Source organism: Candidatus Methanoperedens sp., from assembly GCA_027460525.1.
Classification (GTDB): Archaea; Halobacteriota; Methanosarcinia; order Methanosarcinales; family Methanoperedenaceae; genus Methanoperedens.
The window spans coordinates 26,355-37,962 of sequence record JAPZAS010000030.1 but is presented as its reverse complement, the minus strand read 5'-3'; the positions used below and the strand labels follow the sequence as shown (position 1 = coordinate 37,962).

The 11,608-nt window shown below is 42.5% G+C and carries 18 protein-coding genes; 11 read left to right on the top strand and 7 right to left on the bottom strand.

Features of this window, described 5'->3' with window-relative positions; all coding sequences use genetic code 11:
* A partial coding sequence (locus O8C68_10610) for a DUF362 domain-containing protein (protein ID MCZ7396245.1) occupies positions 1 to 1,162 on the top strand: 1,162 nt, incomplete at its 5' end.
* Between the two features lie 32 nt (positions 1,163 to 1,194).
* Positions 1,195 to 1,656 carry a hypothetical protein gene (locus O8C68_10605; GenBank protein ID MCZ7396244.1) on the top strand — a complete coding sequence of 154 codons (462 nt, stop codon included), beginning with the start codon at positions 1,195 to 1,197 and terminating at the stop codon, positions 1,654 to 1,656.
* A gap of 66 nt (positions 1,657 to 1,722) precedes the next feature.
* On the opposite strand, the gene O8C68_10600 is transcribed toward O8C68_10605, so the two are convergent.
* Positions 1,723 to 2,307, bottom strand: a complete 585-nt coding sequence (locus O8C68_10600) for a hypothetical protein (GenBank protein MCZ7396243.1) — start codon at positions 2,305 to 2,307, stop codon at positions 1,723 to 1,725.
* A gap of 85 nt (positions 2,308 to 2,392) precedes the next feature.
* Positions 2,393 to 2,560, bottom strand: coding sequence for a hypothetical protein (locus tag O8C68_10595; protein ID MCZ7396242.1), 168 nt, complete (start codon positions 2,558 to 2,560; stop codon positions 2,393 to 2,395).
* Between the two features lie 126 nt (positions 2,561 to 2,686).
* Here O8C68_10595 and O8C68_10590 point away from each other — a divergent pair, with 126 nt between their 5' ends.
* From O8C68_10590 to O8C68_10575, 4 genes are all read left to right on the top strand, one after another.
* Positions 2,687 to 3,721, top strand: coding sequence for a hypothetical protein (locus tag O8C68_10590; GenBank protein MCZ7396241.1), 1,035 nt, complete (start codon positions 2,687 to 2,689; stop codon positions 3,719 to 3,721).
* A 9-nt stretch (positions 3,722 to 3,730) separates the two neighbouring features.
* On the top strand, positions 3,731 to 4,009 hold the full coding sequence (locus O8C68_10585) for a hypothetical protein (protein ID MCZ7396240.1): 279 nt from the start codon (positions 3,731 to 3,733) through the stop codon (positions 4,007 to 4,009).
* A gap of 213 nt (positions 4,010 to 4,222) precedes the next feature.
* Complete coding sequence (locus O8C68_10580; protein ID MCZ7396239.1) at positions 4,223 to 4,486, top strand: hypothetical protein; 264 nt, start codon at positions 4,223 to 4,225, stop codon at positions 4,484 to 4,486.
* A 13-nt stretch (positions 4,487 to 4,499) separates the two neighbouring features.
* Positions 4,500 to 4,898 (top strand): hypothetical protein, encoded by a 399-nt coding sequence (locus O8C68_10575; GenBank protein ID MCZ7396238.1) that lies wholly within the window; start codon positions 4,500 to 4,502, stop codon positions 4,896 to 4,898.
* A 73-nt stretch (positions 4,899 to 4,971) separates the two neighbouring features.
* On the opposite strand, the gene O8C68_10570 is transcribed toward O8C68_10575, so the two are convergent.
* The 5 genes from O8C68_10570 to O8C68_10550 form a co-directional block, all read right to left on the bottom strand.
* Positions 4,972 to 5,991 carry a tellurite resistance/C4-dicarboxylate transporter family protein gene (locus tag O8C68_10570; protein MCZ7396237.1) on the bottom strand — a complete coding sequence of 340 codons (1,020 nt, stop codon included), beginning with the start codon at positions 5,989 to 5,991 and terminating at the stop codon, positions 4,972 to 4,974.
* A gap of 36 nt (positions 5,992 to 6,027) precedes the next feature.
* Positions 6,028 to 6,309 (bottom strand): DUF2551 domain-containing protein, encoded by a 282-nt coding sequence (locus O8C68_10565; protein ID MCZ7396236.1) that lies wholly within the window; start codon positions 6,307 to 6,309, stop codon positions 6,028 to 6,030.
* A 74-nt stretch (positions 6,310 to 6,383) separates the two neighbouring features.
* Complete coding sequence (locus O8C68_10560; GenBank protein MCZ7396235.1) at positions 6,384 to 7,472, bottom strand: radical SAM protein; 1,089 nt, start codon at positions 7,470 to 7,472, stop codon at positions 6,384 to 6,386.
* A complete protein-coding gene (locus O8C68_10555; protein ID MCZ7396234.1) occupies positions 7,444 to 8,358 on the bottom strand; it encodes a polyprenyl synthetase family protein in 915 nt (304 codons plus the stop codon). The genes O8C68_10560 and O8C68_10555 overlap by 29 nt, the downstream gene beginning before the upstream one ends.
* Before the next feature lie 84 nt (positions 8,359 to 8,442).
* On the bottom strand, positions 8,443 to 9,603 hold the full coding sequence (locus tag O8C68_10550) for an LL-diaminopimelate aminotransferase (protein MCZ7396233.1): 1,161 nt from the start codon (positions 9,601 to 9,603) through the stop codon (positions 8,443 to 8,445).
* Between the two features lie 376 nt (positions 9,604 to 9,979).
* On the opposite strand from O8C68_10550, the gene O8C68_10545 reads away from it, so the two are divergent.
* From O8C68_10545 to O8C68_10525, 5 genes are all read left to right on the top strand, one after another.
* Positions 9,980 to 10,183, top strand: a complete 204-nt coding sequence (locus O8C68_10545; GenBank protein MCZ7396232.1) for a DUF5678 domain-containing protein — start codon at positions 9,980 to 9,982, stop codon at positions 10,181 to 10,183.
* Positions 10,180 to 10,575, top strand: a complete 396-nt coding sequence (locus tag O8C68_10540) for a hypothetical protein (protein ID MCZ7396231.1) — start codon at positions 10,180 to 10,182, stop codon at positions 10,573 to 10,575. The genes O8C68_10545 and O8C68_10540 overlap by 4 nt, the downstream gene beginning before the upstream one ends.
* Before the next feature lie 28 nt (positions 10,576 to 10,603).
* A complete protein-coding gene (locus O8C68_10535) occupies positions 10,604 to 10,894 on the top strand; it encodes a hypothetical protein (protein MCZ7396230.1) in 291 nt (96 codons plus the stop codon).
* Positions 10,895 to 11,092: 198 nt separating this feature from the next.
* Positions 11,093 to 11,215 carry a hypothetical protein gene (locus tag O8C68_10530; GenBank protein ID MCZ7396229.1) on the top strand — a complete coding sequence of 41 codons (123 nt, stop codon included), beginning with the start codon at positions 11,093 to 11,095 and terminating at the stop codon, positions 11,213 to 11,215.
* Between the two features lie 8 nt (positions 11,216 to 11,223).
* The gene (locus tag O8C68_10525; GenBank protein MCZ7396228.1) at positions 11,224 to 11,589 is read left to right on the top strand and encodes a hypothetical protein; all 366 of its coding nucleotides are present in this window, start codon (positions 11,224 to 11,226) and stop codon (positions 11,587 to 11,589) included.
* Positions 11,590 to 11,608: the final 19 nt, after the last annotated feature.

Sequence of the window (11,608 nt, the reverse complement as noted above, 5' to 3'; positions counted from 1 at the left end):
AATGGTTAAAGTTTCAATCGTAAAATGTGAAAACTACGACCACCAAAAAGTCAGGAATGCCATTCTTAAAAGTCTTGAACTCATCGGCGGGCTTGAGAAAATAATAAAACCGGGCGATAATGTGCTGCTAAAGGTAAACGCCATAGCGGGCTTTCCTCCCGAGCGGGCTGCAACCACGCACCCTTCCGTAGTGGGTGCGATGGTAGAAATAGTAAAAGAGGCGGGCGGAATTCCCTGGGTGGGCGATAGCTCCGGAGCATACGGCTTTACAGCGCAGTCGCTGGAGTTATCGGGAATAAAGAAGGCCTGCGAAGACTCTGGGGGAAAACTTATCAACTTTGAGTCCACAGGCACGTATGCTGTGGCGGTAAACGGCAGGGTTCTGACCACCATAAATGTTGCAAAACCTGCAATGGATTGCGATGTGCTGGTTTCCCTTCCAAAAATGAAAACTCACATGCTCACCAAATATACAGGCGCTATAAAAAATTTTTATGGCGTAATACCCGGAGGAGGAAAAGCTGCAATACACAGAATGGCGCCCACAGAGGAGAGTTTAAGCCAGGCTGTTGTGGACATCTACTCTGCCCTGAAGCCAGGGCTTGCGGTTATGGACGGCATCGTGGGTATGGAAGGGGATGGCGCCACCAATGGAACTCCGATAGCTTCTAAAGTTATCCTGTCAGGCACGGATTGCGTGGCTCTGGATGCTGTAGCCTCGGAGGTGATGGGATTTTCGCACAGGGATATCCTGACCACATGCATTGCACATGAACTGGGACTTGGCATGGGAGAGCTTGAGCAAATCGAGGTACATGGTGAGAAAATCAATGACGTGAGGATAGGATTTAAAAAACCAAGCCGCATATACTACAAACTGCCGACTTTTTTGGGGAAATTCGTATTCAAGAACGCAGAGAATATGTCACGAGTTGTGATATCCGGGGATGACTGCAAAAGATGCGGGATATGTTTTGAAAGCTGTCCTGTCTCGGCAATCACCCTTGAACCTCCTCTTGTTGACCAGAAAAAGTGCATAAAATGCTACTGCTGCCATGAGCTGTGCAGGAACGGCGCAGTAAAGCTGAAAACATCCTATCTCGGGAAGCGGCAATTGAAACGCTGGCTTATGTCCGAACCTGAAAGGAAAGGAATAATTTAATATCTCGAAGATGTATAACAGCGTGAGAAAACATGATTGTAAACTTCCAGGTTACAAACGTAGAATCCAAGGCATATTCCAGTGCAGAGGATGTTCGAAAATACAAGAATATCAACATAAACTACGACGTCAATCTTAAAAATCCCTCCATCGTGGTTCAGAGCACTCCTTTCGGGGAAAAATCCGTGCTAAGGGTGGAGTACACCTTTGCAATCAACTATCTCAGCCCGAATATCGGTCACATAAGGTTTGAGGGGCTGTCGGATTATTACAGCGAGGAAGATCTGAAGGCGCTGAAAGAAAAATGGGATGCGGGGAATGCGCCCGGGGATATCCAGAACGAGTTTGCCAATACCATGGTTGCAAATCTTGCGCCTCTGGCATTGATGCTCTCGAAGGCGCTCGGACTTCCTCCTTCCATGCCTGTTCCTGTAATCAATTTCCAGCAGCAGGTACAGAAGAAAAAGGAAGAGCCGACGTATTATCACGGATAGGGCAGCGTCTATCATTTGGCGTGGGCTTTTCTGAAAAGGATAAGAACGGAGAGTTTTTCGCATTAATTAATGCAATAATTTTCCTATTACGTCTGCAAAAAAAAGAAGTATGCTTTGAACGATTTTAAGAAAATACCTACCAATGTTGTCAAGCCCAAAGATTCCTTGTAAAGCTGTTAAAAAGGTTAAGATAAGTAGATAAGTATTGGTTCTTGCTTGCTGTAATTCAAATTGCCCCTGGATGAAAAAGTGTTCGAACCATTTATTCTTTTTTGAATAAGGTTCGAGTTGTCCAGAGTACTTATCTTTTTGATATGTAGTTATTACATCATCGCCAACCGGAATAACATCACACAGAAACCAAAAAACACCTGTTGCATAAGTTGTTATTTGTTCTAACCAAATCTGTATGGATTCTCCTGGGTTAAGACTCCGAATTGAAAATTCTTTGCTTACATTATATTCTATGGTTTGAGCTGCATCCTTGACGGAGATGTTTTTTAAGGTAGCCCCTGGGAACACGTTTTCGCCGATATTCTTTATATTTAAGCCATACATGAAAAGACGATTTTGTATTGGAAAATCAATTTTTCCAAATCGGGATTTATTAGGGATTTTAAAGATAAATTCGATTTGAAGCTTATATTCCATTTGTTTCTTAATTTTCTTGGACTTATTTATAAATTGCTATCGGCAATATTCCCCTAAAAAATAATATTTCCAGAATGCATAGTTATTATTGCCTGCATCTACTTTTCTTCTTGAACCGCCCTTTTCTATCTCTCGGACTCTGGCGCTTCTTGGGTCTGCGTTTATGCGCCTTTACCTTCGATGCTGTGACAATCCCGCATATCCAGCCTATGATTGCGCCCTTGCCAATGCGCAGATATTCCTGCTTGGGCAAGTTAGAATTAAAATTAATGCTTCACATTGTGTTTAAATCGGTTTTTGATAATTCCGTAACGGTGTAATAGCAAAAAAATATATAAATGTAGAATGACTTAACTTCTATTTAGTTTGGTTAAACTTCATGCCTTCAGAACAAAAGAAAATTTCATTTTTAATTAATGGAGCAAATAAAATACCTGCCATGTATGTGGCAGAGATTTTACAGCATCTTCAGAATATTCTTTACAGCATAGGTGATCATATTGAAGGAAATGCACCAAGACCAAAAGGGGACTATCCGCAATCAATTAAGGATTATTGTTCGTTATTTATAAACAATTTGAGTACAGGTAGCATTCTTGCAGAAATGCAGATCGGGGGTGCCCAAGAAAGCTTACCAGAAATGCAGACGTTGGGTGAAAGGTCAATTTCAATCGCTAATGATTTGATAAATCTACTTTCTGAAGGTGATTTAAATAGAGCAAGTCAGAACCTGCCCACTTTAATTGATGACCCTCGTCGTCTAAATAGAATCTTAAGAGAATTTGACGCTATCTGGCCAGATAGCAGTTCCAACATTAATATTAGTTTTAATTTCGGGCAATCATCTTTTAGAGTCCTCAATCCTGCACAAAAAATAATGATTCAATCCCTTCTGCAAAGACAGCCAGAAGAATATGAAAAGGAGATTTTTGGAAGGTTTATAGAACTACGTGTAGACCAAAAAAGACATCTACAAATCGATTCGCCTGAGGGTCTTATAGTATGTCAATATGCTCCTGAAATACAAGATTTTATAATTAAGTATATAGGTGAACTTGTCAGAGTCCGAGGGTTAATGACTCCTACCCAAACTGGAAAATACGTTCTCCAGATTGAAGATGAAACTTCTCTAGAAACAATAACGAAATATCAGATAAAATCGTTTGCGTTAGGTTCAAAGATTAAACTACTGAGTGAACCGCTTTCAGTTGATGTTATTTTTGATAATGACCAATATATCGTTTCAAATGATGAATTGGGACTTCTTGCTGTGGCTAATTCCATGAAATCGGCGGTGGAAGAAATAGAGGATGAATTAGCTATTTTGTATTCAGAATATGTGGCTGCATCTGAGAATGAGTTATCCCCCGGGGCAAGAAGGTTAAGGGGCAAACTGATGGAAATTTTAGCTTAGGTAAAATCTATGGCTGTATATAAAACAAAGGACATCGAATCTGCTCTGAGCAGAAAGGGCTTTCAGGTTCATCATTCAAAACATAAAATATATATCTTATACGTTGATGGAAAGAAAACCAATATATTTACTTTCGTGAGTCATGGAATTAAGGAATATGGGAATCCACTTCTCAGCAAGATGAAGAGGCAACTTCATCTGTCAGGTAATCAATTTGATGACTTGGTATCCTGCCCCTTATCATATGAGCGACTTGTTGAAATATATACAGAACAAAATTTAATCTGATAGTTACATCTAATGCTTCTACTATCTACATCGGCTTTTCTTCTTGAACCGCCCTTTCTTATTTCTCGTACACTGGCGCTTCTTGGGTCTGCGCTTATGCGCCTTTACCTTCGATGCTGTGATAAACCCGCATATCCAGCATACGATTGCGCCTCTCGGTAGATAAGGCAATATTAATAACCCTTGAATGGTTATATCCTAGACAAGGTGATTATGCAAATCAAAGACCATCTAAAAAAGAAATTTGAACATATATTTATAATATGTGTGGCTATAATAGTAGATGTTATCCCGATAATCGCTGTTATGGCGGGGCTTTGGATTGTAAAATATTTTTCAACATTATTTGGGTTTGAAGGATTTTATCTGATAAAAATAATCTCTACTTTTTCGGAATTATTTATGGTAATTCTTTATATAAGCACTGTAGTTTTGAGCCTTAAAGCAATCTATAAGCTATTTAAAGAAGGAGAGTAATAGAGTTAACTATATGGCTTCTGATGCGACTATTAAGAAATGCAGAGATTTTCTCGATACTGTCACAATGGGCGAGGTTGTCAAAGCAGTTATATTTAATATAGCATATCTCTTTACAATGACTATAATCGGTGCTCTTTTGGTAACATTGTACGGCTATTATATTCCCATCAATGTGACGTCCGCTACATCGGTATTGGCTGTCGCTTTTATTTTTGCGTTCTTGGTTATCATAGACTTTGGGCTTTTGATTTCCGATAAACCAACACCTACTCTTATAGTTATACTGCTGGTCATTGCTCCGTTTTTTATGATATACAGACTTCTTAAGAGTGCAGATTTTATTCAGGTTGATAGAGGCACGCCAGCCAGGATTAAGCGGTACGTTCCCCTAAGGTTCATCAGTGGATAACAACCTTTTTCTTTTATCCTCGCCCTTGCCAATACTCAGGTTTGATTTTGTCTTCATCAATGGCTAGCGTCGGCTATTCAACCAATCTGCGCACAAGCCTGTGAACCATCCCGAGAAAGGTAACAAGCCAGGCAATTAAAGCTGCATATATGAAATAGCGGGAAATCGGGTAAAGAAAAGATAACCCTGTGGCTTCTGCAAATACGAAGGTGCTGGTGGTGTACATACCCAGAGGGAACACCAGGCTCCAGTATTGCGGATCATAGCTGAGAGGGAAGTGTTTGTAAAAGTTGCGCCATGCGCTTAGAATTAACAGGAGGGGAATCCACCACGTTGCAGCAGCCCAGAAGAAAAGGGCAGACCCTTTAAGGAAAGGAAGAATTTCTTGCAGGAATAGCCATTGAGGAGAGTCCAGGATAAGCCTCGCTCCTGCCAGTGTCGTGATTGCCGCTGCTCCCATGTCCACCCAGTAAAGAGGAATAAACGCTTCGGGAGTCAGGCTAAAGAATGTCAGCCTGTAAAAGACAAGAGAGATAATCAGCATGTACAGCATGGCGCCGAAAAGGTATAGAACAAGCGCAGAAAAAAGGACAGGCTCCTTCCATGCCAGAAATCCCGGGGCAACCAGTGTACCGAGAATGGAGACAGACTGCGTTGCTACAACAGCGATGAACCATCCTCCGTGAAGCCCGGTTTCCAGACCTGGCTTTTTCTCGCGTACAATAACGGCAGTGAAGAACGCATATATCAGGATGAGCCAGAGAATCGTCCCGATGAACAGGAGAAAGAGCGCGGTGGTGAAATCCCCGGCAATAAGCACGAACTGGTTCCCCAGAATGCACGTGCCTGCGACCAGTGTAAAGAATCCAGGTCCCTTGGCATGGTCTGTTAAATCAGCAATGAATTCAGGATAGTGCCAGAACAGGCGAGACAGGGTGAGAAGCCATAAAACTACATAAGCCGCTTTGTTGATGAAAAAAAGAGACAAAGCCAGAGAGACCATTCCCAGCAAATAAGAGGCAATGGAGACTATGCCAGTCGCCATTACAAGGGCAAAATAACCCGGGTAAAGGTTTTTTATGCTATCTTTCAATTTCGTTATCAAAATAAATCGTTCATATTTGAATTTCTAATAATTATCCATGGTCGCTTTCACGCTATTCTTATATTCACCCTTAAGCGAATAGACATTGTGGTCGCCCTTCACATCTATTCGGAGGATGCCAAGCCTGGTATTCATGAGACCCACCATAGCCGAAACTCCCCTGTAATTAACATCAAAGCCATCTTTCTTGAGATGGTCATACACATCCTGCGTGGTATAGGGTTCGTTGCTTAGAAATAATTTTAGAACACACTTCCTGATGCCTGTATCGTCACGCATCAGATACTTTGTAAGTCGTGCCTTCACTGCCTCATTTTCCTTGGCGCTCAGTCAAACCACCTTTTTCTTACTATTAAATTTTTAGAGTTTATACCTTTGCATTAAAGAGGAGTCTTTTCCATCACCATTCCGTTTTTCATGGGATAGCGCTCGATTACACAAACACTGCATCCTGCCTTTTTAAACTCATCTGCAAGTTCCTCGGCTATCCACCAGGCTGTTTCAATAGAACCATCATGGACATGGTACATAGTATCCTCTACCTGTGTTCCTTTCAGGATATCCAGGCAGTTTCCCTCAATAACCCCATAGACAAGAGTCCCGTCCTCGGTGACCTCATCAAAATCCCGTGAAACCTTTTTTGCAATACGTTTGAATCTTTCCCGAAGCTGGACAGCGTCCTTGAATCTTGAGGAACAGAAATGGAGCCTGTCAAAGGTTAATGCCAGAGCCGCCCCTTTACTTCCAAGCACGGCAGATGAAACGTCATCAACAGTAGAAAAACCGCGTTTATTAAGCTCGACCGAATTTGTTTCAGAAAACTCAAGCTCGTTAAGGTTCAAAAACCCTCCTACCTCCTCAAGTAAGGATAAAATAGCCCTGTAATCGGCATGAAAAGAGGGAACTTCAATCCCGGTGGAAAGACCGAGTTCATGGGCGGTGGTGATAGATTTCCGATAAGGCGTGTTACTGATATTTGCCCAGAGCTGTGGTGGTGGATGGAATCTTATCTCATCAAGACCTGCGTTCCTCAAATTTTCAAGTACATCCTTTTCCGGCGCAAGGGCGGTGTATAAATGTATATGGTGAGGTTCGCCGAACTGGTTTTTCAGGAGTTTTATATAATGAACCACCCGTTCCAATCGCAACAGCGGCTCACCGCCCGTTATACCTGTTCCCAGCGCATCCATTGAAATTGCTTCTTCTATCAGGTCTTCGTCCTTTTTTACAGGTCTTTCGTTTGCAAAGGCTAAATCCTTACCGCGCCGCTCGTTCGAAACCGGGCAGTAAAAACAATTCTTTCCGCACACTCCGGTAACAAAAAGAACCATCTTTGCACCTTTGTAACATAAACGGCATCCCTGCGGAAGGTAATTGAAAAAAGAACCTGTTCTATCTTTTTGCATTCTTGTTAAACCCGTATTAAAATACGGGGTCTTGCTACTTGCTTCGGTTGATGATATACTCACTTAGCTCTCCCAGCTTTCTTTTTGCAGGGCTTTCATCCAGGTTTTCAATACTTGAGTTTGCAATCTCGATCTCTTCCCTTGCAACCTTTTGCGCATAGTCAATAGAATCCGAAACAAGATGCATGAGTTCCCCGTTATTGCATTTCATCATCCTCTCTATCGAAATGCCTGAATTGATAGCATCAAGCAGCACAATGGAGGGTCTTCCCATGAAAAGGTCTTTTTTTACAGGTTTACCGAGGTCTTCTTCCTTGGAAATGCAATCCAGTACGTCATCCCGAATCTGGAAGGCTATACCTATATGATTCCCGAATTGTGTAAGCTCTTTTATCTGCTCCTCATTGCCCCCTCCCACTACAGCCCCCACCTCGGCTGCCGAACTGAATAGCGACCCGGTTTTCCTGAAAGCCAGCTCAAGATAGCTTTTTTTATCCCTGGCAAAATCCACAAGTTCCATGGCCTCCCCCTCGCCCATGCAGAACAATGAATCTGCTATTGCATGGATCAGTCTCGGGTCGCGGGCCGCGATTTTAAGTGACAGGGCTGCAAGAATCTGAACCGTTAGAAGAGCCATGTCATTGCCCCACAGGGTATGAATCGTGTACCTTCCGCGCCTTTTTTCTGATTTATCGATTACGTCATCCAGCACCAGTGAAGAGGAGTGTATAAGCTCAATGGAGGCGGCTGCAAAACATGCCTCCTCAGCCTTTCCTCCCACCGCTTCGCATGAAAGCGTTACAAGAGCAGGTCTGATGCGTTTTCCCTTCGAGGCTATGGCATAAGCAACAGCGCCGGCAAGTTCAGGCGGTTTTATATCCACAAGCAGAGCTGGCAGTTCGGAGTCTACCAATCGTGCGCGCTGTGCTAAAAGTTGCTCAATTTTCATTGCTCACACCATGACCGAAATGCTCAAAAAAGTTTCTATTAAACGCATATCTTCACAACTTAAATTAATCATAGATAGATTTTATCATTCAATATTCAGGTTGCGCATTCTTTCAACAGCTTCATTGATTCTATCCACCGGCTGCGTAAGGGCAAATCGAATATATCCTTCGCCGTATTCGCCGAATCCTATGCCGGGCGTGGCTACTATTCCTGCTTCTTCAAGAAGCATCCTGGCAAAATCAGAAGAGCTGCCATTTATATGCGCCCATACATAGAACGTAGCCCTGGGAGCTTTTACCGCAAGTCCGAGTTCCTTCAAGCCAATAAGAAGCGCATCACGCCTTTCCCTGTATGTCCTGTTCATTTCACGCACACAATCCTGGGAACCGCTCAAAGCGGCAATGCCTGCTTCCTGCACTGCTTCAAATACGCCCGAATCCACGTTTGTTTTCACCTTCCCGAGACCGCCGAGTATATCGCTGTTCCCCACTGCAAAACCCAGCCGCCAGCCTGTCATATTATAGGTCTTTGATAAAGAATGCACCTCGATGCCAACGTCTTTTGCCCCGCTCACATTCAGGAAGCTGGGCGCCTTGTAACCGTCGTAGGTCATTTCCGAATAAGCATTGTCGTGAATTACTGTGATTTCATTTTCGTTTGCAAAATCCACCACTTTTTCAAAGAATTTCAACGGCGCAACAGCCGAGGTGGGATTGTTGGGATAATTGAGAAACATGAGCTTCGCTTTTCTGGCTATATTCGAGGGTATTGCCTCAAGGTCGGGAAGGAAGTCGTTCTCTGCCAGGAGCGGCATCTTGAAAGGTTTTCCATCTGCAAGAATGGAGCCGATGTTATAGACCGGATACGCCGGGTCAGGGACGAGCGAGACATCTTGCGGGTTTAAAAATGCAAGCGGGATATGGGCTAATCCCTCCTTTGAACCTATAAGCGTGAGAACTTCGTCCTCAGGATTTAGATCCACGTTCATGGTTTTTTTATACCACTTTGCTGCCGCAGTTCTAAAAGAAAGCATTCCCTCGTATGATGGATAGCGGTGATGGGCAGGGTTGTCGAGGGCTTTTTTCATGGCTTCCACGACATGCTGGGGCGTAGGTAAATCGGGGTCGCCTATGCTCAGGTTGATGACATCCATGCCTTTTTTGATGACCTCGGTTTTTGCTTTGTCGATGGCAGCGAATAAATAAGGGGGTAATGAGTTTATCCTGTCGGCGTATGTGACCATGGGGATTTTGAGATGTTGTTTATGTATATAAGATATAACTTTTTGATTTGGAAATTCAGAACCGCAGATGAAAAAACTTATGAAAGTTTTATCAAAAACTGTTGCGGCAGTTTACCCCGCACAACCGTCACGTCAGTTGACGCCGTACACACGTATGCCAGCGCACGGGCATACGTGGATGCGTCCTCAAGGGCGCAACCCTTGACGTATGGCTTCGCCATACGTGGGTACTGCGTAAACCGAAGTCTCGGTTTATGAACGCCCCGACTCGCAAGCCTGTGAAAGAGGGGGTGATAAGCAGGGTCTAAGTACACAAAGTCCTTGGTTGTATGACCTTGTCGGAAAGCTTTTAAGTCAGTCAACCAGAATTAATACTATGAAAGATGCTTTAGAATATTTCAGAGCAAATCTTGTGAATATGATTGCCAAATACGAAGGGGAATATGTCGCAATAATAGAAGACAAGATTATATCCCACGGCAAAGATGTAAAAAAGGTCTATCAGGAGGCAAAAGATAAATTTCCTAAAAAGGTTGTATTTTTAGGTCAGGTTCCAAGAAAGGAGGCTCTGATTCTTTGAAAAAATGTTTCAAGTTTGCAGAAGAAAATTCTTCAAGCCTTGGGATTGTTTATAGACCGATAGCGAAAGTGGGATTGAAAGACGCCAACGGAGACGTGTTCGAACTCAGCGTGCTGGTTGATTCCGGTGCCGATATAACGATTCTTTCGAAAAGAATAGGTGACATCATGGGCGTAAATGTGGAACAGGGTGAGGCAAAAGTATTCCGGGGAATAGTTGGGGAAATGATAGCTTATGTCCATAAAATACCGTTGTTCATAAATGGAAAGGAAATTGAAACGAGAGTTGCTTTTGCTCTCTCGGAAGTACCAAATTTATTAGGCAGGCTTGATATTTTTAAGAATTTTGAGATAAGTTTCAGGAAGGAAGAGGATTTTTGTTTCAGCGATTGATTTCCTATATTAATGAAAGTGGATTATAATGAAAATCCTCAAAAACAGAATATGTGTTGTATGTGGGCGCAAGTTCAATGTTAAACTTGAAAAAGGCAATGTAATCCCTATCCAGTATTTCTACTCAAAGGAACTCGGGAAAGCTCTAACAGATAAAGAAACGGAATACTGGGAATGCGACTATTGCAGCGGATACATGAAGGAGAGAGTAAAGGAATGGATGATTACAAATTGGGGTACCCGCTGTCCTGATTTTGATGAGAACTGCCCGCTTTGCAAAGCATGGAAATGTTTTGACTATCTTTTTGAGATGGACTGATAATTACAATGATTCCTTCGCTTTGCGTTCTTTGCGCCCTTCGCGGTGTATAGCGCCACATATTTATCACTTTTAAAATATTAAATCTCGGCGCCGATAGGTTCCCGAAACAACCTCCCGATTCTGCGAACGGCTGCGACCATGCTCTGAGCGAAGAGCCTGCACGAAGAAAATGATTTACGGTATCAATTTCAATTTATGATGCCTGAACAGGCCGAAGAAGATCCCCACTGGGTAATGCCGGAAGAAATAGTAGACCTGAAAATCGAAGAAATATCAGAATTTGTAGATGAAAAATTTAATGGCGACACAGACAAGTAAAGAAGATTGTGAAGAAAAACTTAGGCAAATTTATCCTTGTATTCAACATTGATGAGAAAATTCCTCTTCAGGATGTAAAAGAGGATTTGCTATATAACGATGTGTTGGAGGTTTTTGTAAGGGTAAATTCTGGTGGGATTGTATTAACAAAGTCTGACTTGGTTTTCTCCACGGTTGTTTTGAATATCCCTGACATGGAAGGAAAATTTATTGAACTTGTTGACGAATTGAACGGAGGTGGAGAATACGAGTTTGATATTGATTTTACAATCAAAACTTCTTTTGTGCTCTTTGATAAGGGTGCTTATGTCTTTTACGACATCGTAAATCCTTTGAGTTGGTTTTATTTTGCCCATCTTATCAACCTCCTATAGGCATGGGATAACGTTTGGC